This window comes from Gillisia limnaea DSM 15749, from assembly GCF_000243235.1.
Lineage (GTDB): Bacteria > Bacteroidota > Bacteroidia > Flavobacteriales > Flavobacteriaceae > Gillisia > Gillisia limnaea.
In genome coordinates this window covers 382,097-409,087 of record NZ_JH594606.1, presented here as the reverse complement: position 1 = coordinate 409,087, position 26,991 = coordinate 382,097, and the positions used below count along the sequence as shown (strand labels likewise).

Annotated in this window: 29 protein-coding genes and 1 pseudogene; 25 read left to right on the top strand and 5 right to left on the bottom strand. The window is 33.8% G+C overall.

What is annotated here, in order from left to right:
- Position 1 precedes the first annotated feature (1 nt).
- The 4 genes from GILLI_RS03565 to GILLI_RS03550 form a co-directional block, all read right to left on the bottom strand.
- Complete coding sequence (locus GILLI_RS03565) at positions 2-892, bottom strand: mechanosensitive ion channel family protein (protein ID WP_006987758.1); 891 nt, start codon at positions 890-892, stop codon at positions 2-4.
- A 13-nt stretch (positions 893-905) separates the two neighbouring features.
- On the bottom strand, positions 906-1,397 hold the full coding sequence (locus tag GILLI_RS03560; RefSeq protein WP_006987757.1) for a Dps family protein: 492 nt from the start codon (positions 1,395-1,397) through the stop codon (positions 906-908).
- Positions 1,398-1,492: 95 nt separating this feature from the next.
- The gene (locus GILLI_RS03555) at positions 1,493-1,816 is read right to left on the bottom strand and encodes a hypothetical protein (RefSeq protein WP_006987756.1); all 324 of its coding nucleotides are present in this window, start codon (positions 1,814-1,816) and stop codon (positions 1,493-1,495) included.
- A gap of 578 nt (positions 1,817-2,394) precedes the next feature.
- Positions 2,395-2,859 (bottom strand): thiol-disulfide oxidoreductase DCC family protein, encoded by a 465-nt coding sequence (locus GILLI_RS03550; protein WP_006987755.1) that lies wholly within the window; start codon positions 2,857-2,859, stop codon positions 2,395-2,397.
- Positions 2,860-3,270: 411 nt separating this feature from the next.
- Here GILLI_RS03550 and rfbB (GILLI_RS03540) point away from each other — a divergent pair, with 411 nt between their 5' ends.
- Entirely contained in the window at positions 3,271-4,335 is a 1,065-nt protein-coding gene (gene rfbB / locus GILLI_RS03540) for a dTDP-glucose 4,6-dehydratase (protein WP_006987754.1), read from the top strand.
- A 133-nt stretch (positions 4,336-4,468) separates the two neighbouring features.
- Entirely contained in the window at positions 4,469-4,831 is a 363-nt protein-coding gene (locus tag GILLI_RS03535) for a four helix bundle protein (protein ID WP_006987753.1), read from the top strand.
- Positions 4,832-4,982: 151 nt separating this feature from the next.
- Here GILLI_RS03535 and GILLI_RS03530 read toward each other — a convergent pair whose 3' ends face one another.
- Complete coding sequence (locus GILLI_RS03530) at positions 4,983-5,999, bottom strand: glycosyltransferase family 10 domain-containing protein (protein ID WP_006987752.1); 1,017 nt, start codon at positions 5,997-5,999, stop codon at positions 4,983-4,985.
- A gap of 278 nt (positions 6,000-6,277) precedes the next feature.
- Between GILLI_RS03530 and GILLI_RS03525 the strand changes: the two genes are divergently transcribed.
- The 23 genes and pseudogenes from GILLI_RS03525 to GILLI_RS03430 all read left to right on the top strand — a co-directional run bounded on the left by GILLI_RS03525 (position 6,278) and on the right by GILLI_RS03430 (position 26,747).
- On the top strand, positions 6,278-7,714 hold the full coding sequence (locus GILLI_RS03525) for a lipopolysaccharide biosynthesis protein (protein ID WP_006987751.1): 1,437 nt from the start codon (positions 6,278-6,280) through the stop codon (positions 7,712-7,714).
- Entirely contained in the window at positions 7,711-8,799 is a 1,089-nt protein-coding gene (locus GILLI_RS03520) for a DegT/DnrJ/EryC1/StrS family aminotransferase (RefSeq protein ID WP_006987750.1), read from the top strand. Before GILLI_RS03525 ends, GILLI_RS03520 begins: the two co-directional genes overlap by 4 nt.
- 337 nt (positions 8,800-9,136) lie before the next feature.
- Positions 9,137-10,462: a hypothetical protein gene (locus GILLI_RS03515; RefSeq protein ID WP_156798632.1), complete on the top strand. Its 1,326-nt coding sequence runs from the start codon at positions 9,137-9,139 to the stop codon at positions 10,460-10,462.
- Between the two features lie 76 nt (positions 10,463-10,538).
- A complete protein-coding gene (locus GILLI_RS17915; protein WP_156798631.1) occupies positions 10,539-10,748 on the top strand; it encodes a GxxExxY protein in 210 nt (69 codons plus the stop codon).
- Positions 10,694-11,074: a GxxExxY protein gene (locus GILLI_RS03510; RefSeq protein ID WP_006987748.1), complete on the top strand. Its 381-nt coding sequence runs from the start codon at positions 10,694-10,696 to the stop codon at positions 11,072-11,074. The genes GILLI_RS17915 and GILLI_RS03510 overlap by 55 nt, the downstream gene beginning before the upstream one ends.
- A 50-nt stretch (positions 11,075-11,124) precedes the next feature.
- Positions 11,125-12,009: pseudogene (gene rfbA, locus GILLI_RS03505) on the top strand (glucose-1-phosphate thymidylyltransferase RfbA).
- A 138-nt stretch (positions 12,010-12,147) separates the two neighbouring features.
- Positions 12,148-13,599 carry an MBOAT family O-acyltransferase gene (locus GILLI_RS03500; RefSeq protein ID WP_006987747.1) on the top strand — a complete coding sequence of 484 codons (1,452 nt, stop codon included), beginning with the start codon at positions 12,148-12,150 and terminating at the stop codon, positions 13,597-13,599.
- 3 nt (positions 13,600-13,602) lie between these two features.
- Positions 13,603-14,565 carry a hypothetical protein gene (locus GILLI_RS03495; protein ID WP_006987746.1) on the top strand — a complete coding sequence of 321 codons (963 nt, stop codon included), beginning with the start codon at positions 13,603-13,605 and terminating at the stop codon, positions 14,563-14,565.
- A 434-nt stretch (positions 14,566-14,999) separates the two neighbouring features.
- Positions 15,000-15,998, top strand: a complete 999-nt coding sequence (locus GILLI_RS03490; RefSeq protein WP_006987744.1) for an SDR family oxidoreductase — start codon at positions 15,000-15,002, stop codon at positions 15,996-15,998.
- Between the two features lie 325 nt (positions 15,999-16,323).
- Positions 16,324-17,604 (top strand): nucleotide sugar dehydrogenase, encoded by a 1,281-nt coding sequence (locus GILLI_RS03485; protein WP_006987743.1) that lies wholly within the window; start codon positions 16,324-16,326, stop codon positions 17,602-17,604.
- Positions 17,605-17,894: 290 nt separating this feature from the next.
- Positions 17,895-18,047 carry a hypothetical protein gene (locus GILLI_RS18495; RefSeq protein ID WP_006987742.1) on the top strand — a complete coding sequence of 51 codons (153 nt, stop codon included), beginning with the start codon at positions 17,895-17,897 and terminating at the stop codon, positions 18,045-18,047.
- A gap of 309 nt (positions 18,048-18,356) precedes the next feature.
- Positions 18,357-18,725 carry a four helix bundle protein gene (locus GILLI_RS03480; RefSeq protein ID WP_006987741.1) on the top strand — a complete coding sequence of 123 codons (369 nt, stop codon included), beginning with the start codon at positions 18,357-18,359 and terminating at the stop codon, positions 18,723-18,725.
- 155 nt (positions 18,726-18,880) lie between these two features.
- Complete coding sequence (locus tag GILLI_RS03475; protein WP_006987740.1) at positions 18,881-20,275, top strand: UDP-glucose 6-dehydrogenase; 1,395 nt, start codon at positions 18,881-18,883, stop codon at positions 20,273-20,275.
- A 17-nt stretch (positions 20,276-20,292) separates the two neighbouring features.
- Complete coding sequence (gene rfbB, locus GILLI_RS03470; protein ID WP_006987739.1) at positions 20,293-21,342, top strand: dTDP-glucose 4,6-dehydratase; 1,050 nt, start codon at positions 20,293-20,295, stop codon at positions 21,340-21,342.
- A 135-nt stretch (positions 21,343-21,477) separates the two neighbouring features.
- Entirely contained in the window at positions 21,478-21,615 is a 138-nt protein-coding gene (locus GILLI_RS19195) for a four helix bundle protein (RefSeq protein ID WP_415830599.1), read from the top strand.
- The gene (locus tag GILLI_RS19190; RefSeq protein ID WP_425357525.1) at positions 21,611-21,832 is read left to right on the top strand and encodes a four helix bundle protein; all 222 of its coding nucleotides are present in this window, start codon (positions 21,611-21,613) and stop codon (positions 21,830-21,832) included. The genes GILLI_RS19195 and GILLI_RS19190 overlap by 5 nt, the downstream gene beginning before the upstream one ends.
- Before the next feature lie 74 nt (positions 21,833-21,906).
- Complete coding sequence (gene rfbA / locus GILLI_RS03460) at positions 21,907-22,770, top strand: glucose-1-phosphate thymidylyltransferase RfbA (protein ID WP_006987738.1); 864 nt, start codon at positions 21,907-21,909, stop codon at positions 22,768-22,770.
- Positions 22,771-23,181: a sugar 3,4-ketoisomerase gene (locus GILLI_RS03455; protein ID WP_006987737.1), complete on the top strand. Its 411-nt coding sequence runs from the start codon at positions 22,771-22,773 to the stop codon at positions 23,179-23,181.
- The gene (locus GILLI_RS03450) at positions 23,165-23,584 is read left to right on the top strand and encodes a sugar 3,4-ketoisomerase (protein ID WP_006987736.1); all 420 of its coding nucleotides are present in this window, start codon (positions 23,165-23,167) and stop codon (positions 23,582-23,584) included. Before GILLI_RS03455 ends, GILLI_RS03450 begins: the two co-directional genes overlap by 17 nt.
- The gene (locus GILLI_RS03445; protein ID WP_006987735.1) at positions 23,581-24,138 is read left to right on the top strand and encodes an acyltransferase; all 558 of its coding nucleotides are present in this window, start codon (positions 23,581-23,583) and stop codon (positions 24,136-24,138) included. Before GILLI_RS03450 ends, GILLI_RS03445 begins: the two co-directional genes overlap by 4 nt.
- On the top strand, positions 24,131-25,234 hold the full coding sequence (locus tag GILLI_RS03440) for a DegT/DnrJ/EryC1/StrS family aminotransferase (RefSeq protein ID WP_006987734.1): 1,104 nt from the start codon (positions 24,131-24,133) through the stop codon (positions 25,232-25,234). Before GILLI_RS03445 ends, GILLI_RS03440 begins: the two co-directional genes overlap by 8 nt.
- Before the next feature lie 368 nt (positions 25,235-25,602).
- Positions 25,603-25,842 carry an LbetaH domain-containing protein gene (locus tag GILLI_RS18990; RefSeq protein WP_050855576.1) on the top strand — a complete coding sequence of 80 codons (240 nt, stop codon included), beginning with the start codon at positions 25,603-25,605 and terminating at the stop codon, positions 25,840-25,842.
- Between the two features lie 59 nt (positions 25,843-25,901).
- Positions 25,902-26,747 carry a glycosyltransferase gene (locus tag GILLI_RS03430; protein ID WP_006987733.1) on the top strand — a complete coding sequence of 282 codons (846 nt, stop codon included), beginning with the start codon at positions 25,902-25,904 and terminating at the stop codon, positions 26,745-26,747.
- Positions 26,748-26,991: the final 244 nt, after the last annotated feature.

Sequence of the window (26,991 nt, the reverse complement as noted above, 5' to 3'; positions counted from 1 at the left end):
GTTACAAATCTCCTTTCGGCTTATTGATGGATAGCTTATTTGTGAAATCGATAGTTCTTATAGGGAATGGGATAGTAATATTGTTTTGATCGAATGCTTTTTTAATAGCTATTATAGCGGTATTCTTAGCGACAAGGATGTCCTTGTTTTTTGTTACATCTGTCCAAAATCTAACCACAAAATCAATAGAGCTATCTCCAAAGCCGGTATACATGAATTCGACTTCTTCATTCCCACGTTGTTGGAAAATCCCGTCGATGGTTTCTTTTGTCAAATTTTGAACCATTTCAAGGTCGCTGCTATAGGCCACTCCACAATTCAACATAACCCTGGACCGTGGGGTTCTGGTAAAATTTTTAAAAGGGGAATCTATTATTTTAGAGTTCGGGATTATGACGTAGTTATTGTCTGATTCCTTAATCATGATATTCCTTAGACTTATGGTCATGACTTCTCCTGCAAAGCCATTGGTTTCTACCCAATCTCCAATTTGCAGTTCATCTATAAAACTAAGGATCACTCCGGAAAAGGTATTGGTAAGCGTCCCCTGGAGGGCAAGACCAATAGCCAGACCTAGTACTCCGGCACCCGCCAGAACAGAAGTTAGTACTTTATCTAAATTAAGAAGGCCTAAAGCAACAAAAAAACCAATGGCTATTACCACGATTCTTGCCACCTTAGTAGTGATTTGCCGGATAGAATCCTGAGAGCCTTTTCTCAGCAAAAGCCGATTGATCAATCTGGAAACATATTTAGCAATTATCAAAAAAATGATAAATACAACAATTGCTAAAACAAAATTGGGGAGATTCAGAATGATGGAATCGAGCCAGCCGTCCATTTTATCCCAAATTCCCCCAATAGATTTTTGAATATTAAATTTTTCGTCCATTTACAACGGTGTCCTAAACGGGTTTAAGACTTTCACTTGTTTTCATTTTCCATGCATCCAACATCCAGCTGGTTTTTTCCAGTTCTCTTATATAAGCCCCAATAAGGTCTATAGTACCTTCATCTCCGCCTTTCTCCGCAACCTCAGTCACTTTACGCATTTGTTTAAGAAGGGTTCCATGATCATCTAATAAGATCTCGATCATTTTAGAATCGGAAATATCCGATTTTGATTCTTTTATATTAGAAGCTTTCAAATAATCGCTTAAGTTGCTGGTAGGCTGAAAACGTAAGGTTAGAATACGTTCAGCGATATCATCAACTTTTAATTTTGCATCATCATATAATTCTTCAAATTTCTCATGAAGATCGAAAAAGTTCTTACCGATTACATTCCAATGAAAATTTCTTAGTTTTTGATAGTATAAATGATAATCTGCCAACAGGGTATTCAATTCTTTTACAGTTTTGCTGGTCTTTTTTTCGTCTAAGCCTAGATAACTCATAGTTTTTATTTATTGATTTTTAATTTTCTACTCAAAATTAATATAGTTCATTGGTTAAACCAATGTTTTCAATGGTTTTAATACAAGTTTAACTCCTAATTATCCAGAGGACGTTTTGCTGTAAGGTCTAGTTTGTTAAGCATAGCCTTAGAAACCTGCCCACCAGAGATTCCGTAACCATCTACCAAAACGCCTTTTTTTCCATTATGTGTGGTAATTGCGTATAAAATTGCATTATCATCCGGATTGCTCATTCCTTCAAATCTCAGGACTTTATCAACATCAAACTCCTCGGTGTTATAATGTTCCTTTTGAGATTTGAGTTCAATTTTTTCATCCAGGAGGTTAAAATCGTGTTCATAACCTTCCTCTAATTTAAGTTTATTTATCGCTTGTGAAAGCGTTCCGTAGTCTTTCATTTTATGTTGAATTTTATTTCCTAACAATTTACATTCATTGCCCTTGATGAGCAAGATAAATTATCGGTTTAGTATAAGTTTAACGCGGGATATTCCAGATTCTTGAATTGAACTTATTGAATTAGTATTTTTTCCACTTCACTAACTTTAAGCCACGAATTCACGAATATTCCCTATTCTCTCTTGTCTATTCTTTATTCCCTGTTTTTCTTAAATCTTAAACCTTGAATTTTGAATCTTTTTTTTCCAGCCACCAATGCACGAATGTCCTTTTTTACTCCATACTCTTATTTCTGTACTCCTTGTGAGATTGAACTTTAAACTAACTTCTAAATTATGAAGTGATGAAGTGATGAATTAACGCAATTTATACCAGAAATTTCCCATCTGTGATTTCTGCTTTTATACTCCTTGTGAATTATTTTTATTTTTACAGCTTAACAACTTCACAACTTCACAACTTCACAACTTTGAACTTTTCGAACTTTGAACTTTTTTTATTAAATACCAACCGGTGATTAGGCCTAAAATGGTGATCGCCGCGGCAATTATATAAAACCAGTTTGATCTCAGGAAATTCATACCAATAGGATGATGGTTAAAAGTATTAAAATGTAATAAAACCAATATAATTTGGGTTGATGCGGATCTTTTCCGAAAAGCAATTTTGTCAATTTAAAATAGACACTCCTGTTTTTAGCGACATGATTGTAAGCCAGATTGGAGAGCGATTCAAACCAAGGGTATTTTTCATACCAAAGATGCCACTTTTTAGTACCCGCATAATAAAGGCTCCTATATGCCGAATCTGGTCCTGTATATATTTTCCCGTCGGGTTCAATGAGGCGGCTGGCTTTTTTGAATTCCTTTATAGGAATATCCGGAAAATCCTTAGCCACATCCTGATAGGGAACAAAATGTATCCTGTCCTTGGTTTTGGTTTCCCATCGAATTTTCCACCATTTACAAAACCCGCAGGTGCCATCCCAAATTAAAGTGGGCTTTGCAGGAGGGTATTTTGTAGATGTGATCTTTTCGAACATAACCGGGACTAGTTTAAGAAAGATAAATTTAAGAAATTTGAAATTGGTATTTTTGCGGAAGCAGATTAATTTTTAACGGAGAGTTTTGAAGAAAAATCAATTTCTTTCCCCTCTCTAAAGGGTGGAAATTGATTTTTTTGGAAGAATGGAGCTTAGATTTTTTTTTCGATACCCTGTCATCCCTGGCGTACGCGAAGGAAGGAAGTTTTGAAGAAAAAATCAATTCCTTTTCCCCTCCCTAAAGGGTGGGAATTTAGAAGGATCAAACTTAGAATTTTTTTCGACACCCTGTCACTCTGAGCGTACGCCAAGAAGGGAGTTTTGAGAAAAAAGTCAATTCCTTTTCCCCTCCCTAAAGGGTGGAAATTGATTTTTTGGAAGAAGAAATGCTAAAAAAACAACAAAATAATAATGAAAGAAAAGACAACTAAAAATATTTTAATCACCGGAGGAGCAGGTTTTATAGGCTCTCACGTGGTTCGGTTATTTGTGAACAAATATCCAAATTATCAGATTTTCAATCTCGATGCATTAACCTATGCCGGAAATTTGGAAAATCTGACTGACATTGAAGAAAAACCAAACTATCATTTTATAAAGGCTGATATTAATAATGCATCCGAAATTAATAATTTGTTTGAAAAATATAATTTCGATAATGTCATTCATTTAGCCGCGGAATCTCACGTAGATCGTTCCATTACAGATCCTTTGGCATTTGTAAAAACAAATTTAATAGGGACAGTGAATTTGCTAAATGCAGCAAAGGAGTTATGGAGGGACAATTTGGAGGATAAGCTTTTCTATCATATCAGCACAGATGAAGTATATGGTACACTTGGTGAAACCGGTCTTTTCACCGAAACCACCGCGTATGCGCCCAACTCACCTTATTCCGCTTCAAAAGCCAGTTCCGATCATTTTGTGAGGGCTTACGGAGAAACCTACGACTTGCCTTATTTTATTTCAAATTGTTCAAATAATTACGGTCCAAATCAATTCCCGGAAAAACTGATCCCTCTTTTTATTCATAATATAATTCAAAATAAGCCTTTACCGGTTTATGGAGACGGAAAATACACCAGGGATTGGTTATATGTAATAGATCATGCAACCGCTATCGATTTGGCTTTTCACAAAGGAAAAAATAAGCAGACTTATAATATTGGCGGTTTTAATGAGTGGCAAAATTTAGATCTCATAAAACTTCTCTGTGAACTCATGGATAAAAAACTCGGCAGGGAAAAAAGCAGTTCCACAAAATTGATCACTTATATCAAAGACCGTCCCGGCCATGATAAGCGTTACGCCATAGATGCCACAAAAATTCACAAAGAACTCGGCTGGAAACCCTCGGTAACTTTTGAAGAAGGACTTGAAAAAACGATCGACTGGTATTTAGAGAATGAGCTTTGGTTGAAAAGTGTTACTTCCGGGAAATATCAGGAGTATTATGATGATCAATATAAAAAGTAAAGCTGTAAAATTGTGAAGCTGTGAAGATGTAAAACTGTGAAGTTGTAGGCTGTGAAGCTGTAAAGCTGTAAAGCTGTGAAGTTGTAAAAAGAGAATGGAGTGAACTTGTTTAAAGATTTAATAAAGTCGAATCATGTATGAATTTTATTTTGAAAAGTTAGAGGTCTGGAAGAATGCTCGTCATTTTGTAAAAGATATTTATTTAACAACAGAGTCATTTCCAAATTCAGAGAAATTCGGATTAACAAGTCAAATAAGAAGGGCAACTGTAAGTATTACAGCAAATATTGCAGAAGGTTTCTCAAGAAAAACAATTACTGAAAAAGCAAGGTTTATAAATATTGCCTATAGTTCGGCATGGGAAGTAATAAATCTTCTTATTCTAAGTTTAGATTTAGAATTCATGAAAGAAGATAAATATCTTGATTTAAGAAAAAAAGCAGAACATATTACAAATCAGTTGAATGCATTATATAAAACTTTAAAGTCACACTAAACATTTTTACACTTTTACAACTTAACAACTTAACAACTTAACAACTTAACAATTTGCCAAATTAACACCTTAACAATTTTACAACTTAACAATAAATGGACAGAATGAATCTGTGCAATCCGATTTAATCGGCGTAATCAGTATTCCCTCATTATCTATTTCTTTTCATAATTTTTAAGGTTTTTTTTAGCAAACCTAGAAATTGGATCATACTTCTATACTTCTTCCTAAATAATATCATTTCTTTCATATCATTTTCATATTTAGCAGAAGTTCCATAGAAAGATCTTTGGAAAGCATCTTCTCTTTTTTGATCAAAAATATTTTTTAAAAATACTAATAATGGCTCTTTTTTTAAATTTTCAGGAATAATATTATTTCGAAAAGGCGGTTCATTTAACATCGACAAGAACATTTCATCGTCATTATCAATTTCTTTTACCTTGCTAACAACATCTTCAAAGCTTTCAAAATCATGGCAATTAATAAATGCCTTTGGATTAAAGTCTTTCATTACTTCAGGATTACCCCAGTAAATGGGAATAGTCCCTGTAATAAAAGCGTGCAGTAGTTTTTCGGTAGTGTATCCCGGCGATGAGGTATTTTCAAAAGCAATGGAGAATTTACAACTGGATTGAAATTCTATTTTAGTAAACATCCAATCTTTCGCATATCTTTCTCCTACATCCATTGAAATATTATTTAAATGCTTGCCTGGAGATGCAACCTTTTTATATTTATTTAAAAGATAAAAAAAATTGTCCCTTGTTGGGTCAGCGTTTGAATTTGCATAAATAAAATTACAGAAATGTTTTTTGGCTGAAAGATCTAATGAACCAGGGTTTTTCGAAATTATTAATTGCTGAAATTGGCTTTCATAAAACGCGAAATTCGGAAATCTCAGATATCTGTTATTAAAATGGATGTAATCAAAGCCAATGGCATAATCACATAGGTTAAAATCCGGTTTTAAATTCTCACCGGTATAAAATATTCGCACACAATTATAATTCAAAAATTCGTGTCCATGGCAAGAGTAAATTAGATAATCGGGCTTGTTTTTATCGAATTCAATATTATATGATTTAAATAAAAGTTGGGTAATCAAATTATCTTTAGGTTCAAATCCAGGATAAAAATCAGTAAACCATATTTTCAAAGTTTTCATTTTAGAGCATTTAAACTTTCTGTGAATTTTATTTTTCAACGATAACTTCGCAATCGCTTGAAAGTGTTTTTGGGTTGTAAAAACAAATATACTTATAGCGATTCAAAAAAATTCAAAAAAAGCATTTTACGTAAATAGGCCTTTTTCAATATTAAGAAACCATAAATTATATCTTAAAGTAGACAGGCTAATTTGAAATTGATACTTTTGTTAATGGATTAACCGATGATCTTACCGGAAATGCAGTTTAACTCAACAATTATGGAACAATTTTATAAATGTCTTTAAAAAAACAAACTGCAATAAGTTTGGTATGGACCTATACCCAGCAGTTTGGAAACCAGCTTATCGGGTTTCTTGTTTCCCTGATCCTGGCAAGGATTTTAATGCCGGAGGAATTTGGGTTAATTGGAATGATTGCTGTGTTTGTTGCAGTAGGGAACACCTTGCTGCACGGAGGGCTAACCAAATCCCTTATAAGGGGCGAAGATCTTGATGCCCAGGATTATTCCACCGTTTTTTATTTTAATTTGGCAGCTGGTATTATAGTGTATTTGGGTGTATTTCTTTTAGCTCCTCTCGTTGCCGATTTTTATTCCCAGCCTATACTTACAGGGATTTTGAGAGTTTACTGTGTTACTTTCATAATTTCGGCATTTGCCGCTGTTCAATTGGCGAGACTGACAAAAATCATGGATTTTAAAACCCAGACAATAATTGCAATTCCCGCCGCCATTATTGGTGGAATCGTTGGAGTGGTGATGGCTATGACCGGTTATGGAGTATGGAGTCTTGTGTGGAGCAGCATTGTTACATCAATCATTAGTACAGTGCAGCTTTGGATATATTCCGGCTGGACACCCGGTTTAAATTTTAATTTTCAAAAATTTAAAGCTCATTTTAATTATGGTTATAAATTAACCCTATCCGAGTTATTGGACAGGATCTTTAACAATATTTTTTTAATAGTTATCGGTAGATATTTTTCCGCAGCCCAGGTTGGATTTTATACCCGTGCCCAAACTATGAATCAACTCCCCGTAACTAATATTTCCAATGCCTTAAATAAGGTGACTTTCCCCTTGTTTGTTTCAATTCAAAATGATGATGTGCGTTTAAGAAGAGTATATAAGCAACTTATGCAAATGGTCGTTTTTGTAATTACTCCAATTTTAATCTTTATGGCAGTGCTTGCCGAGCCTAGCTTTCGATTTTTATTTACAGAAAAGTGGTTGCCGGCGGTTCCCTACTTTCAAATACTTTGTATTACAGGGATCCTGTTTCCTATTCACTCTTATAATTTAAGTATCCTGAATGTAAAAGGGAGAAGTGACCTGTTTTTGAAATTGGAGGTAATTAAGAAAATAATCATAGTTATTACCCTTCTCATTACGATCCCGTTTGGTATTATAGCCTTATTATATGGTCAGGTATTTATTTCCATCTTTGCCTTTTTTATCAACGCTCATTATACCGGGAAATTTATTAACTATAGCGCTTTGCAACAGCTAAAAGATGTTTTTCCAATAATTTTGTTGGCCGTTTTTGCAGGAGGAATTGTTTTTTTATTAGACTACTTTGGTTTGAAATTAAATATGGATATAATAAGAATTCTTATAGGTGGAGTAGTAGGCACTTCCGTTTATCTGTTCACGGCTTTTTTGTTTAAATTCGGAAGCTTTTTTGAACTTTCTAAACTTATTTTTAAAAAATGATCCCAGTTACCAAAACATTTTTACCTCCAATAGAAGAATATTATCAGCTAATTCAGCAAATTTGGGATAGTAACCAGTTAACCAATGGTGGGAAACTCCTATTTGAATTACAGGCGGGCATAAAAGAAACCCTCAATGTTCCAAATGTGATTCTCACTGCCAATGGGACCCTGCCATTGCAAATAGCTTTGAAGGTTTTAGCTGGGAAGGGGGAAGTTATAACCACGCCTTTTAGTTATGTAGCAACAACTTCAACTATAGTTTGGGAAAATTGCACTCCCGTATTTGTTGACATACACCCCGAATTTCTAACCATTGATGAAACTAAAATTGAAGCTGCCATCACTGATAAAACAACTACAATCCTGGCTACCCATGTATTCGGAAACCCCTGTAATGTAGAAGAAATTGAAAGGATCGCCAGGAAGCACAGTTTAAAGGTGATCTATGATGCTGCCCATTCATTTGGTGTGAACTATAAAGGAAAAACGTTGTTCGGCTTTGGAGATATAAGCACCTGTAGTTTTCACGCGACAAAACTTTTTCACACCGGGGAAGGTGGCGCGATGTTTTGTAAAGATGAGGATCTATATAAAACATTATTTTACAGTCATAATTTTGGGCATGATGGGCCATTAAATTTTCACGGTCTGGGGATCAATGCTAAAATGAGCGAATTACAGGCTGCAATGGGCTTGGCAGTTTTGCCTTATGTTGAAAGCTTAATACAATGCCGAAAAGAAATTGTTGAAATATATGATCAACTTTTGAATTTTGAAAAGTTAAGGAAGATCGTAATCCGGGAAGACACCGCATGGAATTATAGCTATTATCCAATTATCTTTGAAGATGAAAAGCAACTATTAAAGGTTGAGAAAGCTTTAAATAAGGAGCAGATCTTCCCAAGAAGATATTTTTATCCATCGCTAAATACCCTCGAATATGTGAGTTATACTAAAATGAAAATTTCAGAAGAGATATCCGGAAGAATTCTATGCTTACCTCTATATAAGGGCTTAGAGTTAAAACATATTAATCTTATTTCAAAAATTATCAACGCTGTGATATCAAGTAAATCCGCGTAATTCGTCTAAATCCGCGTAATCTAAATATTAAGTAGCATCAATATAAAATTTAAATTTGAATACATTCCTTTTCAACCCTGAAAGAAAACATATTGTTATAATTGTCAATGTTTTTCTGACGGTTTCGGTATTTTATTTTTTTTCCTCTATTTTTTTTGGTCTGGATTTTACTGACAGTTTTTATCATCTTAATCAGGCTCTTAATCCTGCAGATGGAATTTATCTGTATCCTTTTTTCCTTAGCTCAATAATAATAAAAGGCGTAATAAGTCTTGTGGGACCGGAAGTTATTTATCTGAGATTCTTTAATTCTTTGATGTTATTCTTCTCATTATTAATGCCTTTTTTATTAATTAAATTACACAAGCCAAGGGTTGAAGTTCTATTTTACATAGCTTGTGGTTTATTTTTATTTACTCCTTTCAATGTAAATATTTTGGGATATGACAGTATTAGTATTTTTATATTATCATTGATATTTTCTCTTTCAGTATTGTACCTTCAAAAAGCAAATCTTTATTTATTGCTGCTTCTATCATTTATATGTTCTTTAGCAGTTTTAATTCGACTTCCAAATATCCTTGTTGTTCCAATTGTGTTTTTAGTCATGGTATTTAGTGGCAAGTTGCAAAAGGGAAATTACTCGGTGAACCTTCCGGTAATGTTTATGCTTCTTACCATATTTTTTATTTTATTCGGCTTTTCAATCTATTATGCGAATTTGGAAGAGTTTTTTGCAGCCTCGGCAAATTCTTCTTCGCACGACTTGAAAATGCTATTTTATAATTATTTCCTGCATGGTTTAAAAATGTTGCTAATCGTATCCTTAATATTAGCAGGCCATTTTATATTTAAAAAAGCAGAAGATAAGATGCCAAAATATATGCTGTATGCTGGGGCCGGTTTGATATTTATAATCCTGATTGGACTTTTTGTGATTCGTACTAAATATTCCCAAAATTATTCCTTGTTTCTCACTTCCCTTGCTTTATCAATGGTAATAGTTTCTATGATTGAAAACAGAAAAGATTGGTTAAACTTTCCAAATCTGGCGCTATATCTTTATATATTATTTCTTTTTATAAACCCTTTTGGTTCCAATACAGGTCTGCTGAAAGCTGCATCTTTATTTTTGCTGCTTCCATTTATTTTGAGTTTTCATAATTTTAAACCGCAGCCATATTGGGTGGTGATTTTGGTTATTTTGTTGCCATTTGCCCTAATTGAAAAATTATCTGGTACATATGAGGATAAAAGCATTCCTGCATTAAATACTCCGGTTAATATTAGTTTGCTCACCCCTATAAGTACCACAAAGACCAGAGCTGCTTACCTGGAAAAAATTGATATGGAGGTAAATGAGCTGAAAAAAAATAATGTTCAGGTTTATTTCTATGGAGATAAAAGTCATATTTTCCATTACTTGTACCCTGCAACCAACATGAATATAAATTCCTTTTTTCAGCCCGTTGATGAATTGGTTTATTACCCAAAAATAGTAAAAGTGATAAACGGAAAACAGCGAACTGCTATTTTTATAGTAGATTCTTATCCTGGCGATAGATCCAAAGATTTGTTATCTGTGGAGTTTTCGCTTATAAGGGATGGATTTAAAAGGGTCAAAATGGAACCTATAATATACTATTTGAGAATTAAAGAGTGAGTTTTCTGAAATGGGAATTGCTTAGGAGGAAATCGAATTAACACGAATTAAAACGAATTGAACGAATGGATTCTGGGTGGTAATAGTATTTAAAAAAGAAAGTTATAAAATAATAGGAGCTTGCATGAAAGTGCATAGAACCTTGGGTCCAGGATTCTTGGAGGCTGTTTATGAAGAAGCTTTGGTAATAATAATTAAAAGATTGCACGGATTACAAAGGATTACACAGAAATGGACAAACTATTATTCGGGGATGAGACATATAAAGTTATTGGTGCTTGTATGACAGTGCACAAGAATTTAGGTGCCGGGTTTTTGGAATCTGTTTATCATGAAGCATTAGAAAATGAATTTGAAATGCAGAAGGTTATTTTTGAGAGCAAGAAGAAATTGCAGGTCTATTATAAAGATGCACCTTTGAAAAAATATTTTATTGCTGACTTTATCTGTTTTGATAAAATAGTGATTGAAATTAAAGCAGCTTCATTTTTACATAAGGATACCGAAGCTCAAACCATAAATTATCTAAAATCCACAAATTACCAATTAGGTTTATTAATTAATTTTGGTCAATCTAGTTTAACCTGGAAACGCTTTATAAATACTAAATAATGACCCAACAATCCGTGTAATCAATTTTTAATCCGTGAAATCTGTGTTTTATGAAAGGAATGATACTCGCCGGAGGCTCCGGCACCAGACTTTATCCAATAACTAAAGGAGTCTCCAAGCAACTCCTGGCAATTTACGACAAGCCGATGATCTACTATCCTTTATCGGTTTTGATGCTTGCGGGGATTAGGGAAATTTTGATAATCTCGACGCCTGAAGATTTACCGAATTTTAAAAAGTTGCTGGGAGATGGAAAAAGATTAGGAATGAAGTTTTCCTATAAAGCCCAACCTTCACCCGATGGATTGGCACAGGCTTTTATTTTGGGCGAAGATTTTATTGGAGAAGAGGATGTTTGCCTCATTTTGGGAGACAATATATTTTACGGACAGGGTTTTGGTAATTTGCTAAATCGAGCCGTAGAAAAAACCGAAAAGGAAAAACTGGCAACCGTTTTTGGATATTATGTGCAGGATCCCGGAAGGTATGGAGTGGTGGATTTTGATGAAGAAGGGAAAGTTCTTAGTATTGAGGAAAAACCGAAAAAGCCAATGAGCAATTTCGCGGTCACGGGGCTTTATTTTTATCCGAATTCAGTTATTGAAGTTGCTAAACAAATCACCCCGAGTGAAAGGGGAGAACTGGAAATTACCGCTGTAAATCAATACTATTTACAGGAAAGCCTATTAAACGTGGAGTAATTAGGGCGTGGTTATGCCTGGCTGGATACCGGAACCCATGATTCTAGGTTGGAAGCTTCAAACTTCATACAAACTATAGAAAAAAGGCAAGGGCTGAAAATTGCTTGTTTAGAGGAGATAGCCTGGAGAAAAGGCTATATTTCAAAAGGACAACTTGGTGCAATAGCCAAACAATTTAAGAATAATGAGTATGGCGACTATTTATTAAATACTGTGGAGAAAGGAATTGGATAGGCCTTTGGTTTTATTCATAAATACATACTTTTAATTTTTTAATCTAATTTTAATTTGGCCTTTCCATTTGTTATATATTTGCCCATTTTTAATTAGAAAATTTTAAAATAAAATTTTCTAACCCCAATTTGAAGTTCCATGCTTTTTAACTCCATAGATTTCGCAATCTTTTTACCGATAGTATTTGTGCTCTATTGGTTTGTTGTCAACAAAAACCTCAAGCATCAGAATATTCTTATCGCGCTAGCAAGCTATGTTTTTTACGGCTGGTGGGATTGGCGGTTTTTGGCGTTGATACTTTTTAGTACTCTGGTTGATTATGGGATTGGGGTAAGTTTGGGTAAGGAACATAATTTAAACAGGCGAAAAATACTGCTTTGGATAAGCATACTGGTAAACCTGGGATTTTTAGGCTTCTTTAAATATTATAATTTTTTCATAGATAATTTCAAATCGGCGTTTACATTTTTCGGGTCTGCAATTAATGCAAATTCGTTAAATATTATTCTTCCGGTCGGGATCAGTTTTTATACTTTTCAAACCCTAAGTTATACGATAGATGTATATAAAAAGCGACTGGAACCAACCAAAGATTTTATATCCTTTGCAGCATTTGTAAGTTTCTTTCCACAATTGGTTGCAGGACCTATTGAAAGGGCAACTAACCTTTTACCACAAATGTTATCCAAAAGACAATTTGAATATAATGATGCGGTAGATGGCCTGAGGCAAATCCTTTGGGGTTTATTTAAAAAAATTGTTATTGCAGATAATTGTGCTACTTATGCCAATCTTATTTTCAATAATTCCGCAGACTATTCCGGTAGCACCTTAGTTTTAGGAGCCGTGTTTTTTACTTTCCAAATTTATGGGGATTTCTCCGGATATTCTGACATTGCGATAGGTACCTCACGCCTTTTCGGTTTTAAATTAATGCAAAATTTCGCGTTTCCATATTTCTCCAGGGATATTGCAGAATTTTGGAGGCGCTGGCATATTTCACTTTCTACTTGGTTTAGGGATTATCTTTATATTCCTTTAGGAGGAAGCCGGGGAGGAACCTGGATGAAAGTAAGGAACACATTTATTATATTTATAGTAAGCGGGTTTTGGCATGGTGCCAACTGGACATTTGTCATTTGGGGAGCTTTGAATGCCATCTACTTTTTGCCATTACTGCTCACAAAAAGAAATAGGCAGAACATGGAAGTTGTTGCTGGTGATTCGTATTTTCCAAGTAAAAAAGAAATTGGCCAGATGTCTTTAACCTTTAGTTTGACAGTGATTGCCTGGATTTTTTTTAGAGCAGATAATATTGAGCATGCTTTGAATTATCTTAGAGAAATATTTTCGAGTTCTTTATTTAGTATTCCCTTATATCAAGGCGTTAATTTTTTAAAAGTTTTATTTCCATTATTATTGATTTTTATAACTATAGAGTGGTTGGGAAGGAAAAGAGAATTTGCAATTGAAAAAGTAAAGATTAAATTTAGGCCATTTAGATATTTATTTTATTATTCTTTACTTATATTAATTTATTGGTTTGCGAGTGAAAATGTGGATCAACAATTTATTTATTTTCAATTTTAAAATATGGTGTTATTTATAAAACGACTCTTTGTTTTTATGGTTCTACCAATCATAATGGTTATAATGACGGATGGGTTTTTAAGGAATAAAAATTCCTTGTATAAAGAAAAAATTCAAGGAGCAATACAGGATAAGGAAAAAATTGAAATAATAATTTTAGGCAATTCCCACGCGAATTTTGGGGTTGATCCCAATGCATTTGATAAATACGCATATAATCTCGCAAATGTAAACCAAAGCATTTATTTTGATAAAAGAATTTTACTCTCTCATTTGGATGAATACAAAAATTTAAAATACGTATTAATTAGTGCTGATTTTCATTCCCTGTATTTTTCAAGTCAGGGTATTCGGGATGTTTGGGCATATTATGATACAGGAGTCAATTATAAAAATAAAAATTATTTATTTGAAGATTTTTCCCACACACTATTTGGTTATACTCCTAAAATAATACTTTCCTTATTCAAAACGGAAATAATCTACCAACTAAGCACATCAAACATAGTCGTTGATTTTCCTGTACAAAAAGGGGTAAATCTAAAAGACACAATTAAAAACGGTTTTATTGGCTTTGAGGGTAAAGATGTTGATGCGTTCAATGAAAACAAATTTCAAAGGAGTGCTAAAAAATTTAATCGGGTAGTTGAGACATCAAAAGAAAAACTTGAGATTGAGGAAGATTTAAATGGTTTAATCCAAATATTGATCAATAGGGATATTGTTCCTATTTTATTTACTACGCCAACATTTGTAGAGTATAATAAATATTTAAATGCCAATTTTGTGAATTTGAACAAATCAGATTTTGATAGGATTTCAGGAAAACAAAATATACAATATTGGAATTTTATGAATTCTGACTTAATTAAAGCAGAGGATTTCTATGATGAAGATCATCTTAATAAGAAAGGCGCTTTTAAATTTGGAAAGATGTTAAATGATTCTATTAATAATTTATATTAGGAAAATGTCGAATAGAATTTCATGAATTTTAATTTGTATCTCTTAGGAATGTCTTCCTTTTTTGTTAAAAATATTATTATGCGTAAGGGTCTGAAAATTGCTTTTATGGGAAAAATGCGTTCGATAAAAAATATTTATTCTACAGTAAAAACAGTAAAACTGGCAACACTATTGAGCAATAGTTAACACTTTAAATTTTGATGAAATTGTTAAAAAAAATAATGTTCATATTTCCAAGTTAACAGCTTAAGAGATAAAGAACTGATATGTTAAAGAATTCTAATTGTGTTTTATCATATTTAATTAACCCATTAGTTCCCAGCCAATTTCATACTTTTCAAATACTCTCAACTTTTTCACATTTCTTTAAGATGATCAAACTTCAAGCTTAAAATAGAAATCTTATCTTTGCCGACTGATTCTAAAAATGATTTATGCAAAAGGAACAATTTTCAAAATTAAGTTCTAAAAAAATATTGGTTACAGGTGGCGCCGGCTTTATAGGTTCTAATCTTTGTGAAAAGCTTATAGAACTCGATGCAAGTGTGGTTTGCCTGGATAACTTCGCCACCGGAAAAAGAGAAAATCTTTCCGCAATTATTGAACATTCCAATTTCACCTTAATAGAAGGAGATATCCGAAATCTTGAAACCTGCCATAGAGCAGCTAAAGGAGTTGATTATATTTTTCATGAAGCCGCATTAGGTTCGGTTCCGCGTTCGTTAAAGGATCCAATTACCACCAATGAGGTGAATGTTTCAGGGTTTTTAAATATGTTGGTTGCAGCACGGGATGCTAAAGTAAAACGCTTCGTATATGCAGCCAGTTCATCTACCTACGGAGATTCAGAAAATCTGCCAAAGGTGGAAGATGTGATAGGAAAACCACTTTCTCCTTATGCAATAACAAAATATGTAAACGAACTATACGCCGATATTTTCAAATCTGCCTACGATCTGGACACTATCGGACTTAGATATTTCAATGTTTTTGGCAGAAAACAAGATCCGGACGGAGCTTATGCAGCCGTAATTCCAAAATTTGTTATACAGTTGATGAACCACGAATCTCCTTTGATCAACGGAGACGGCACCTATTCCCGCGATTTCACGTATATAGACAACGTAATTCAAATGAATCTTCTGGCGCTTACTTCTGAAAATGAAGAAGCTGTAAATGAGGTGTACAATACCGCAGTGGGTGACCGAACAAATTTATTGGAACTTACTACTTTGCTGAAAGAATATTTATCCAAATACGATCCTGAAATAGCGAAAATTGAAATCAAACACGGACCAAATAGGGCTGGTGATATTCCGCATTCCTTGGCTTCGGTAGAAAAAGCGAAAGAAAAATTAGGCTACAATCCTCAATTTGATATTAGAGCCGGATTAAAAGAGGCTGTCAATTGGTATTGGAAAAATTTGAAGTGAAGCAGTGACGCTGTGACGTTGTTATGAAGTAGAGCAGTGAAGAAGTGAAGAAGTGAAGTTGTAAAGAAGTAAAGAAGTGACGCGGTGAAGAAGTGATGTTGTGGTGAAGTAACGAAGTGACGCTGTGATGTTGTGGTGAAGTAACGCGGTGAAGAAGTGAAGAAGTGATGTTGTGATGAAGTGACGCTGTGAAGAAGTGGCGCTGTGATAAAAAACGAAGTAAAAATGTAATACAGTGCCGAAGTGATGAAAAAAAAAGCTGAAAAGAGACTACGTTACACCATCACATGGTCACTCGGTACTAAAAAAATAAACCAATTAAGAAATGAACAATATTAAAATCGCCGTAATAGGATTAGGCTACGTTGGTCTTCCGCTGGCAAGACTTTTTGCAACCAAATACCCCGTAATAGGATTTGACATTAATCAGGGTAGAGTCGATGAACTAAAGAAGGGTCATGACAGTACTCTTGAGGTGGAAGATGATCTTTTAAAAGCTTCATTAGTCCAAAATCCTTCTAATGAAAACGGACTCTACTGCACTACTAATCTGGATGATATAAAAGATTGTAATTATTACATTATAACTGTTCCAACACCGGTAGATAAAAATAATCGACCAGATCTTACTCCATTATATAAGAGTAGTGAAACGGTAGGGAAAGTTCTTAAGAAAGGGGATATAGTGATCTATGAATCTACCGTATATCCGGGTGTAACTGAGGATGAGTGTGTTCCTGTGCTTGAAAAAGTTAGCGGACTCAAATTCAATGTAGATTTCTTCGCCGGTTATTCACCTGAGAGGATTAATCCGGGTGATAAGGAGCATACTGTTGAAAAAATACTTAAAGTAACTGCCGGCTCAACTCCGGAGATTGGAAAGAAGGTCGACGAATTATATGCCCAGGTGATTACTGCCGGCACCCATTTGGCACCAACTATAAAAGTAGCAGAAGCTGCCAAGGTTATTGAAAATTCCCAGCGGGATATCAATATCGCCTTCGTAAATGAACTGGCCAAGATCTTCAATATGATGGATATCGACACTCAGGATGTTTTGGAAGCAGCGGGTACAAAATGGAACTTTTTACCTTTCAAGCCGGGTCTTGTTGGCGGACATTGTATCGGAGTAGATCCTTATTACCTTGCCCAAAAAGCACAGGAATTGGGATATCATCCTGAAATTATCCTTGCCGGAAGAAGAATGAATGACTCTATGGGACAATATGTTTCCAGCGAGGTTGTGAAGCTAATGTTGCAAAATGACATTAAAGTTAAAGGAGCAAATATTCTGGTTCTTGGAATTACTTTTAAGGAAAACTGTCCCGATGTCAGAAATACGAAGGTTGTTGATGTGATCAAGAATCTTAAAGAGTATGGAACCAATGTGACAATTTATGATCCTTTAGCTAATCCAAATGAAGTAAAACACGAATATGGATTGACTACAACGAAGACATTACCAACCGAAACCTTTGATGCAGTGGTCCTTGCGGTTTCGCATAAAGAATTTTTACAACTGGATTTAGATAAATTCAAAAACGGAAGTACAGTTGTGTATGATGTTAAGGGAGTGCTTGGTGATAAATGCGATAAAAAACTTTAATCCGGGATTCGTTAATTCGGGATTGGTGAGTTCGTGATTGGGGATTGGTTAATTAGGGATTGGTAAATAGTGATTGGGGAATAGTTAATTCGGAAATCGTGATTCGGGAATCGTTACACCGGGAATAGTTAATTCGAGATTCGTTAATTCGAGATTCGTAAAATTTATATTTAGGAAAGGGATTCATAATTTTGTCGTAAAATAAGGATTCGGACTAACGAATGAACCAATTAATGAGTTAACGAACTAACGAATCAACGATTAACCATTTACTGAATTAAAAAATAATTATGACAACCAAGGATAAACAAATCGAATTAAAGGATAAGATTTTAATCGGACTTGAAAAAGTTTATGAAAGACTTATAGAATTCAAAAAAGCGAAAAATAGTAAACTTGTCATTATAAGAGGTGATAAAATAGTGAAAATTAAGCCGGAGTAGCACTATGACTGTGAAGAAGTAACGAAGTGACGCTGTGACGTTGTGATGAAATTACGAAGTAACGCTGTGATATAGTAATGTTGTGACGAAGTGATGTTGTGAAGTAGAATCGTTATTCGGGAATCGTGATCCGTTAATTCGAGATGCGGGATTTGTGAGTCGGGATTTATTAATTGCGGATTGGTTAATCCGAGATTCGTAAAATTTTTAATTAGAAAAGGGATTCATAATTTGGTCGTAAAATAATGATTCGGACTAACGAGTGAACGAACTAACGAACTAACGGTTTACCGAACTAACGAATAAATTATGGCTCATAGTTTTGAGAGCTTGGAGTGTTGGCAAAGATGCAATGAATTAAAGATTTTCCTGAAAGAGAATGTTCTTATGAAACTTCCTAAATCAGAGCGGTTCGAATTATACAGTCAAATATTAAGAGCATCAAGGTCGGCGACAGCTAATATAGCTGAGGGGTGGGGAAGATATCATTATAAGGATAATATAAAATTTTTGGTAAATGCACGTGGTTCAGTAGCTGAAATTCTGGATCATGGGATTGAAGCAAAATCCTGGGAGTATATTTCAGATGAAACTTTGAAGGAAATAAGAAATCAAACGACCCGATGTATGCAGGTAATTAATGGCTATATAAGGTATTTAAGAAAGTCAAATGAGTAAATTTGCAAAAGTATAATTCATTTACGAACTAACGAACTAACGAACGAACTAACGAATTCACGAACTAACGAAACTGCGAATTAACGAAACCGCGAATTAACGAATTCACAAACTAACGAACTCACGAACTCACGAATTCACGAACTAACGATTAGATGAAAATAAAAAACATATGTTGTATTGGTGCTGGATATGTTGGTGGTCCAACAATGGCTGTAATAGCACAAAAGTGTCCTGAAATTAATGTAACGGTAGTTGATATAAATGCAGAACGCATTGCTGCCTGGAATGATGAGGATGTAGAGAATATTCCTATTTACGAACCGGGATTATCTGACATAGTTAAAGAAGCCCGCGGAAGGAATTTATTCTTTTCAACCGATGTTGACGGGGCTATTGATAAAGCTGAAATGATCTTTATCTCGGTAAATACCCCCACCAAAACCTACGGAATTGGAAAAGGGATGGCTGCCGACTTGAAATTTATCGAACTTTGTGCAAGGCAAATAGCCAGGGTCTCGAAAAATGACAAAATAGTAGTTGAAAAATCTACATTGCCGGTGCGTACCGCCGAGGCTTTGAAAAATATATTAGACAATACCGGTAATGGTGTGAATTACCAAATTTTGTCAAATCCGGAATTTTTAGCAGAAGGAACAGCGGTTCAGGATCTCCAAAATCCCGACAGGATTTTGATTGGAGGCGATATTGACACAGAAGAAGGCCTGGATGCTATGCAGGCTTTGGTAGATGTGTATGCTCATTGGGTTCCTAACGAAAATATCTTAACCACCAATGTCTGGTCTTCAGAATTATCAAAGCTTACTGCCAATGCATTTTTAGCCCAGCGTATTTCAAGCATTAATGCTATGAGTGAGCTTTGTGAAAAAACAGGAGCCGATGTTAATGAAGTTGCCAAGGCTGTGGGAATGGATTCCAGAATTGGACCCAAATTTCTTCAATCTTCAGTAGGTTTTGGAGGTTCTTGTTTTCAAAAGGATATTTTGAACCTTGTTTATATCTCCAAATCATTTGGATTAAATGAGGTTGCCGACTATTGGGAACAGGTAATAATCATGAATGATCATCAAAAAAGAAGGTTTGCATCAAATATGGTGAAAACCTTGTATAATACAGTTTCAGGCAAGAAAATAGCCATTTTAGGTTGGGCTTTTAAAAAGGATACTAACGATACAAGAGAATCTGCTGCAATATATGTTTCAGATTATTTACTGAATGAGCAGGCAGAGATCGTAATTTACGATCCTAAGGTAACCTCTGAGCAAATATTTTCAGATCTAGAATATTTAGGAACTCATAGCAGTGAGGAAATTCGTGAAAGGGTAAAGGTGGTAAATACAGCACATGATGCCTGTAAAGATGCTCACGCGGTTACAATTTTAACCGAATGGGATGAATTTAAAGACCTTGACTGGCAAGCAGTTTACGATGATATGTTAAAGCCGGCATTTTTGTTTGATGGTAGAAGATTATTGGATAGAAGTACAAAGGAAAAAATTGGTTTCGAATTTTATGCTATAGGTAATTAGATAATATATAATTAATTATGAGAATTTTAATCACCGGAGGAGCAGGATTTATTGGGTCTCATGTTGTACGGTTATTTGTCAACAAATATCCTGAATATGAGTTATACAATTTAGATGCATTGACATATGCCGGTAACATGGAAAACCTTTTAGATATAGAAGAAAAACCAAATTATACTTTTCTTAAGGTTGATATTAATGATGCATTCGAAATTAATAATTTGTTTGAAAAATATAAGTTTGATAAAGTCATTCATTTAGCTGCAGAATCTCACGTGGACCGTTCAATTACAGATCCTTTGGCATTTGTAAAAACCAATGTAATAGGAACTATGAATTTGCTTAATGCAGCAAAGGAGTCATGGAAAGATAATTTTGATGACAAACTGTTTTATCATATCAGTACCGATGAAGTTTACGGAACTCTGGGGGATACCGGGCTTTTTACCGAAAATACGGCTTATGATCCAAATTCTCCTTATTCCGCTTCAAAAGCCAGTTCCGATCACTTTGTGAGAGCCTATGGAGAAACTTATAATTTGCCATATATTATTACTAATTGTTCTAATAATTATGGTCCGAATCAATTTCCTGAAAAATTAATTCCGCTCTTTATTAACAATATAATCGAGAATAAAAATTTACCGGTCTACGGAGATGGAAAGTACACGAGAGACTGGTTATATGTCGTCGATCACGCTGTTGCAATAGACTTGGCATTTCATCAAGGAAAAACAAAAAGCACCTATAATATTGGCGGTTTTAATGAATGGCAGAATATAGACTTAGTGAAATTGCTATGTAAAATAATGGATGAGAAATTAGATCGGGATAAAGGTACGTCTGAAAAATTGATTACATACATTAAGGACAGACCAGGTCACGATAAAAGGTATGCAATAGATGCATCCAAAATAAATAAAGAATTAGGATGGAAACCATCTGTTACTTTTGAAGAAGGATTAGCAAAGACAATAGATTGGTATTTGGAGAATGAGGTTTGGTTGAAAAGTGTGACTAGTGGAAAGTATCAGGAATATTATACAAAACAATATGCAGCGAATTAATCCGAATTTATACTAATTATAAAAATCATTATTAAAAGCAAAGCTGTGAAATTGTAAAACTGTGAAGATGTAAAACTTTGAAGTTGTAAAAAGAGGATGCAGTGAACTTGTTTAAAGATTTAATGAAGTAGAATCATGTATGAATTTTATTTTGAAAAGTTAGAGGTCTGGAAGAATGCTCGTATTTTTGTAAAAGATATTTATTTAAAAACAGAGTCATTTCCAAATGCAGAAAAATTCGGATTAATAAGTCAAATAAGAAGTAAGTATTAGAGCAAATATTGCAGAAGGCTTTTTAAGAAATTATCGAACTGAAAAAGCAAGGTTTATAAATATTGCCTATAGTTCGGCATGGGAAGTAATAAATCTTCTTATTCTAAGTTCAGATTTAGAATTTATTAAAGAAGATAAATATCTTGATTCAAGAAAAAAAGCAGAACATATTACAAATCAGTTGAATGCGTTATATAAAACTTTAAAGGCGGATTAAACCCCTTCACAATTTAACAAACCGACAACTTTGCAACATTACAACTTTACAATTTGACAACTTAACAATATTTTATGAAAGGAATTATTTTAGCAGGAGGATCAGGAACTAGATTATATCCATTAACTATTGCAGTAAGTAAGCAATTATTACCTGTTTATGACAAACCGATGATATATTACCCTTTATCGGTTTTAATGTTGGCGGGTATTCGTGAAATATTAATTATTACCACACCACATGATCAGGAAGCTTTTATGAAATTATTGGGCGATGGCTCTCAAGTGGGTTGTAAATTTGAGTATGCAGTTCAACCAGAACCAAATGGATTGGCGGAAGCTTTTATAATTGGAGAGGATTTTATTGGAAATGATAAAGTGGCTCTTGTATTAGGCGATAATATATTTTATGGTAGTGGTTTTGGAACTTTATTGAGGAGTAAAACAGATATTAAAGGAGCTTCTATTTTTGCTTATCCGGTGAGCGATCCGGAACGTTATGGAGTTGTGGAATTTGATATAAATAATAAAGCCATTAGTGTTGAAGAAAAACCCAAAAAGCCAAAATCATCCTTCGCGGTTCCAGGTTTGTATTTTTATGACAACAGGGTTGTGGAATTTGCAAAAGAAGTAAAACCATCTGAAAGAGGAGAAAAAGAAATTACCACATTGAATCAAATGTACCTTGATTTGGAAGAGCTGGAAGTTGGCATTATGACTCGTGGAATGGCTTGGTTAGATACAGGAACAGTAGATTCTATGGATGATGCTTCAGAATTTGTGCGTGTCATTGAAAAGCGAACAGATAAAAAAATTGCGTGTATAGAAGAAATAGCATACCTCCATGGGTTTATTAGCAAAGAACAAGCTACAAAAGCCTCAGTTAGGTACGGAAAAAGTGGTTACGGAGCCTATATTAAAAAAGTAATAACACAATAAATGGAAAGGGTAAAAATTATTCAACTTCCAAAAATTTTGGATCCTCGTGGTAATTTAAGCTTTTTTGAAAACAGCAATCAAATTCCTTTTGATATAAAAAGAACCTATTGGATTTACGATGTGCCAGGAGGTGAAATGAGAGGAAGCCATGCTTTTAAAAAGTCGAATGAATTCATTATAGCCCTCTCAGGCAGTTTTGATGTTGTTTTAAATGATGGTGAAAATGAAATGAAATTCAGTTTGAATAGATCATATTATGGACTTTACGTTCCTAATTTACTTTGGAGAAGTATAGAAAATTTTTCTACAAATTCTTTAGCTCTAATTGTGTCATCAATACCATACGAGGCCAACGATTATATTAGAGATTTTGATGAATTCAAAATAATTAGAAATGAAGCTAAAAAATAATACAGTTTTTGATTGTTCTATAATTGATGTTTCTAAAGTTCATAATAAAGCAGGGAATATTACAGTGGTTGAAAATGGAAAAAACATTCCATTTGATGTTAAAAGAATATATTATTTATACGATATACCAGGAGGGGAAGCAAGGGGAGGGCATGCACATTATGAATTGGAACAATATGTAATTGCAGCCAGTGGTAGTTTTAATATAATGCTAGATGATGGTGAAAACAGAAAAATAGTTACTTTAAACAGTCCTAATCTTGCACTCCATATTGTTCCGGGATTGTGGCGTGAACTGGATAATTTTTCTTCTGGCTCTATAAGTTTGGTTTTAGCATCACATTTATATGATGAAAAAGATTATATAAGAGAATATGAGCAATTTCTAAAATTTAAAAAATGAAATACTTTTGTCATAAATCATCAGATGTACAATCAGAAAAAATTGGGCATGGAACGACAATTTGGCAATTTGTAGTTGTTTTGCCTGATGCGGAAATTGGGAATAATTGCAATATAAATTCCCATGTTTTTATTGAAAATGATGTGGAGATTGGTAATAATGTAACGGTAAAAAGCGGTGTCCAAATTTGGGATGGATTAAGACTGCAGGATAATGTTTTTATTGGGCCAAATGTTACTTTTACAAATGATATTGTGCCAAGATCTAAGCAATATCCTAAAGCATTTGAAAAAACAATAATTCAAAAAGGCGCATCTATTGGTGCAAATGCTACCATCATTGCCGGGAATCAAATAGGTGAATTTGCTCTGGTTGGTGCAGGTGCAGTTATAACTAAACCTGTTGGTAAAAATGAATTATGGGTTGGTAATCCGGCGAAAATCATAGGCTTTGTTACAAGGGAAGGAGAAATTTTAGATTTAGATTTAATTCATAAGAGATCTAATAAAAGGTATAGATGGAATAATAACGAATTGGTGGAATCAAATGATTAAATTTTTAGACCTACAAAAAATTAACGCTCAGTATGAGCAGGAGTTAAAAGAAGCCGCAAACAGGGTTATTGATTCAGGTTGGTATTTAATGGGTAAGGAGTTAGAAAGTTTTGAACAAAACTATGCTGCTTTTTGCAAAGTAGAGCATTGCTTGGGAGTGGCTAATGGATTGGATGCCTTGCGCCTAATTTTTAAAGCATATATAGAAATGGGTATTATGCAAAAAGGGGATGAGGTAATCGTTCCTGCAAATACCTATATAGCATCAGTATTAGCAATTTCTGACAATGGTTTAATTCCGGTTTTTGTTGAGCCAAATATTCATGCCTATAATTTAGATTCTACAAAAATTGAGGAAGCAATTACTTCAAAAACAAAAGCAATACTAACGGTCCATTTATATGGTCAAATTTCACTAGATCAGGAAATGTTGGATATTTGCAAAAAGCACAACTTAAAATTAATTGAAGATGCTGCTCAATCCCATGGAGCTTTATGGAATGGGAAAGTTTCAGGAAGTATAGGAGATGCTGCCGGTCATAGTTTTTATCCAGGTAAAAATTTAGGTGCTTTGGGTGATGCCGGCGCGGTAACCACAAATGATAAGGAATTAGCAAAAACCATTGAGGCATTGCGTAACTATGGTTCTCATAAAAAGTATGAGAATATTTATCAGGGCTTAAATTCCCGATTAGATGAAATACAGGCAGCATTTTTAAATGTAAAATTAAAATACATTCAAAATGACATAGAAGCTAGAAGAAAAGTTGCTAATTATTATTTAGAAAACATTAAAAATTCATCAATCATATTGCCTGAAGTGTTGAATGAAGAAGGACATGTATGGCATTTATTCGTTATTAGAACTAGAAAGCGAGCTGAACTGCAAGAATACCTTATAAATAATAAGATCCAGTCTCTAATTCATTATCCAATTCCACCACATAAACAAAAAGCATACAAGGAACTTAATAATTTATCTTTTCGAATTACCGAGCAAATTCATGATGAGGTATTGAGTTTACCTTTAAGCCCTATGTTAACTAATGAGGAAATGCAATTAGTTGTGAAAATAATAAATCAGTTTAATGATTAGATTATTAAAATATATATATCGTTTATTGACAAAGGTTAAAAATTGGTTTATTTTTTATTTGAGAAATTTTTTTAATTTCCTAATAAACTTAATCTTTTACGACATCGTATTATTTACAGATCTCTTCCCAAGTTTGAACAAATCACATTATGCCAAGGAAAGGGAATAGTAGAAATTGGAAATAATTGTTCTTTTGGATATAAAATTGGTGGATTTAATAGGGGGGCAGTATTGAATTACAAGCACGTTATCGCAAGTCTAAAATTAAAATTGGAAATAAGATAGCTACTAATAATAATATTTTTTTATGCGCTGCGAATTATATTGAAATTGGTGATCAAACCCGGATTGGTCAGAACGTTGTAATTATGGATTTTGAAGCACACGGAATCGACCCTTGTAGAAGGAACAAGGTTGGGGAAATAGGGAGTGTAATAGTCGGTAAAAATGTTTGGATTGGAAATAATGTGACTATTTTAAAGAATTCAAATATTGGAGAGAATAGCATTGTTGCAACTGGTGCAGTAGTTGCAGGGGTATTTCCTTCGAATGTGATTATCGGAGGTGTTCCGGCAAAAATTATTAAGAAATTAAATTTTGGTCAATAAAAATCTTAAGATATACTATATTGAGAATTTTAATGTTTTGACTGATTTAAATATAAAACATGAGCAGTAATCCATTAATCTCTTTTTGTTTATTATCATATAATCAAGAGGAATACATTGAAGAGGCCATCATGGGGGCTTTTTTGCAGACCTATTCCCCTCTTGAAATAATAATTTCAGATGATTGTTCTACAGATAGAACTGTTGAAATTATTACAAAAGTTGTTCGCAATTACAAAGGAGAACATTTAGTGAAAGTTAACTTCAATCAACATAATCAGGGATTAGTTACGCATTTTAATAATGTCATATTTAATAAAGCAAAAGGTGATTTTATTGTGATAGCAGCTGGTGATGATATATCATTTTCAAATCGCACAGAGGTGTCATATAATTTTATAAAAGATAAGAAGGATACTTTCATTGCTGATTTTGAGGTTCAACAAATAGATAATGCGGGAGTAGAAATTAAAAGATCATCTTCTGAGCGAAAAACATCCTATGGAAATCTTGAGGATTTCATAAGGGGTAAAAAGATTAAAAGTAGCGGTTGTTCTCGTATATATAGACGAGAATTGTTTGAGATTTTCAGGCCTTTAAATAATAATTGTCCAACAGAAGATTCTACCAGTGTTCTAAGAGCTCTTCTAATTGGAAAGCTCTGGTTTAGCAGCACAAAGGTTATACAATATCGCATTCATGAATCCAGTATATCTGCTCCTAATAATATTTTAAAACTTAATTTAAATCTAATATTTAAGCAATATATTAATGATATATATAGAGCAAAAAGTATGGGATTTATTTCTTTTAATCAAATGTTTAAATTATTTTATAAGCTTTCGCGTCTCTACTATAAAAGAGTAAGAAAGAATGTACTGCTAAGGAAAAAATTAAATTTATAGAATCCGTCTTAAATTTAGTTTAGCTTTTTATAATAACATTATAATAATAAAATATGGCAAGGACTGCGCAGGCTAGATAGGTCAAGCTATAACCAAGGAAATTTTTATAAAGAAATTCCAGGAAACTAAAATAGGAGATATGGCTGAAAACAATATGGCAGAGCTGGTTAGGGACATTCCCAGCTCTTTTGGCTATTTAGATTATAATTTTGCAAGCGGAAATAGGGGTGTATGATCCTAAGGT

What these genes read in the sequence shown, in the direction of transcription:
- rfbB (WP_006987754.1), top strand. Translation starts at nt 3,271, where the DNA reads ATGAAAGAAAAGACAACTAAAAATATTTTAATCACCGGAGGAGCAGGT.
- GILLI_RS03485 (WP_006987743.1), top strand. Translation starts at nt 16,324, where the DNA reads ATGAACAATATTAAAATCGCCGTAATAGGATTAGGCTACGTTGGTCTT.
- GILLI_RS03530 (WP_006987752.1), bottom strand. Translation starts at nt 5,999, where the DNA reads ATGAAAACTTTGAAAATATGGTTTACTGATTTTTATCCTGGATTTGAA.
- GILLI_RS03490 (WP_006987744.1), top strand. Translation starts at nt 15,000, where the DNA reads ATGCAAAAGGAACAATTTTCAAAATTAAGTTCTAAAAAAATATTGGTT.
- GILLI_RS03565 (WP_006987758.1), bottom strand. Translation starts at nt 892, where the DNA reads ATGGACGAAAAATTTAATATTCAAAAATCTATTGGGGGAATTTGGGAT.
- GILLI_RS03440 (WP_006987734.1), top strand. Translation starts at nt 24,131, where the DNA reads ATGATTAAATTTTTAGACCTACAAAAAATTAACGCTCAGTATGAGCAG.
- GILLI_RS18495 (WP_006987742.1), top strand. Translation starts at nt 17,895, where the DNA reads ATGACAACCAAGGATAAACAAATCGAATTAAAGGATAAGATTTTAATC.
- GILLI_RS03495 (WP_006987746.1), top strand. Translation starts at nt 13,603, where the DNA reads ATGGTGTTATTTATAAAACGACTCTTTGTTTTTATGGTTCTACCAATC.
- GILLI_RS03560 (WP_006987757.1), bottom strand. Translation starts at nt 1,397, where the DNA reads ATGAGTTATCTAGGCTTAGACGAAAAAAAGACCAGCAAAACTGTAAAA.
- GILLI_RS03475 (WP_006987740.1), top strand. Translation starts at nt 18,881, where the DNA reads ATGAAAATAAAAAACATATGTTGTATTGGTGCTGGATATGTTGGTGGT.
- GILLI_RS19195 (WP_415830599.1), top strand. Translation starts at nt 21,478, where the DNA reads ATGTATGAATTTTATTTTGAAAAGTTAGAGGTCTGGAAGAATGCTCGT.
- GILLI_RS03510 (WP_006987748.1), top strand. Translation starts at nt 10,694, where the DNA reads ATGGACAAACTATTATTCGGGGATGAGACATATAAAGTTATTGGTGCT.
- GILLI_RS03520 (WP_006987750.1), top strand. Translation starts at nt 7,711, where the DNA reads ATGATCCCAGTTACCAAAACATTTTTACCTCCAATAGAAGAATATTAT.
- GILLI_RS03515 (WP_156798632.1), top strand. Translation starts at nt 9,137, where the DNA reads ATGCCTTTTTTATTAATTAAATTACACAAGCCAAGGGTTGAAGTTCTA.
- GILLI_RS03500 (WP_006987747.1), top strand. Translation starts at nt 12,148, where the DNA reads ATGCTTTTTAACTCCATAGATTTCGCAATCTTTTTACCGATAGTATTT.
- GILLI_RS03445 (WP_006987735.1), top strand. Translation starts at nt 23,581, where the DNA reads ATGAAATACTTTTGTCATAAATCATCAGATGTACAATCAGAAAAAATT.
- GILLI_RS03550 (WP_006987755.1), bottom strand. Translation starts at nt 2,859, where the DNA reads ATGTTCGAAAAGATCACATCTACAAAATACCCTCCTGCAAAGCCCACT.
- GILLI_RS03555 (WP_006987756.1), bottom strand. Translation starts at nt 1,816, where the DNA reads ATGAAAGACTACGGAACGCTTTCACAAGCGATAAATAAACTTAAATTA.
- rfbB (WP_006987739.1), top strand. Translation starts at nt 20,293, where the DNA reads ATGAGAATTTTAATCACCGGAGGAGCAGGATTTATTGGGTCTCATGTT.
- GILLI_RS18990 (WP_050855576.1), top strand. Translation starts at nt 25,603, where the DNA reads ATGGATTTTGAAGCACACGGAATCGACCCTTGTAGAAGGAACAAGGTT.
- GILLI_RS03455 (WP_006987737.1), top strand. Translation starts at nt 22,771, where the DNA reads ATGGAAAGGGTAAAAATTATTCAACTTCCAAAAATTTTGGATCCTCGT.
- GILLI_RS03480 (WP_006987741.1), top strand. Translation starts at nt 18,357, where the DNA reads ATGGCTCATAGTTTTGAGAGCTTGGAGTGTTGGCAAAGATGCAATGAA.
- GILLI_RS03525 (WP_006987751.1), top strand. Translation starts at nt 6,278, where the DNA reads ATGTCTTTAAAAAAACAAACTGCAATAAGTTTGGTATGGACCTATACC.
- rfbA (WP_006987738.1), top strand. Translation starts at nt 21,907, where the DNA reads ATGAAAGGAATTATTTTAGCAGGAGGATCAGGAACTAGATTATATCCA.
- GILLI_RS03450 (WP_006987736.1), top strand. Translation starts at nt 23,165, where the DNA reads ATGAAGCTAAAAAATAATACAGTTTTTGATTGTTCTATAATTGATGTT.
- GILLI_RS03535 (WP_006987753.1), top strand. Translation starts at nt 4,469, where the DNA reads ATGTATGAATTTTATTTTGAAAAGTTAGAGGTCTGGAAGAATGCTCGT.
- GILLI_RS03430 (WP_006987733.1), top strand. Translation starts at nt 25,902, where the DNA reads ATGAGCAGTAATCCATTAATCTCTTTTTGTTTATTATCATATAATCAA.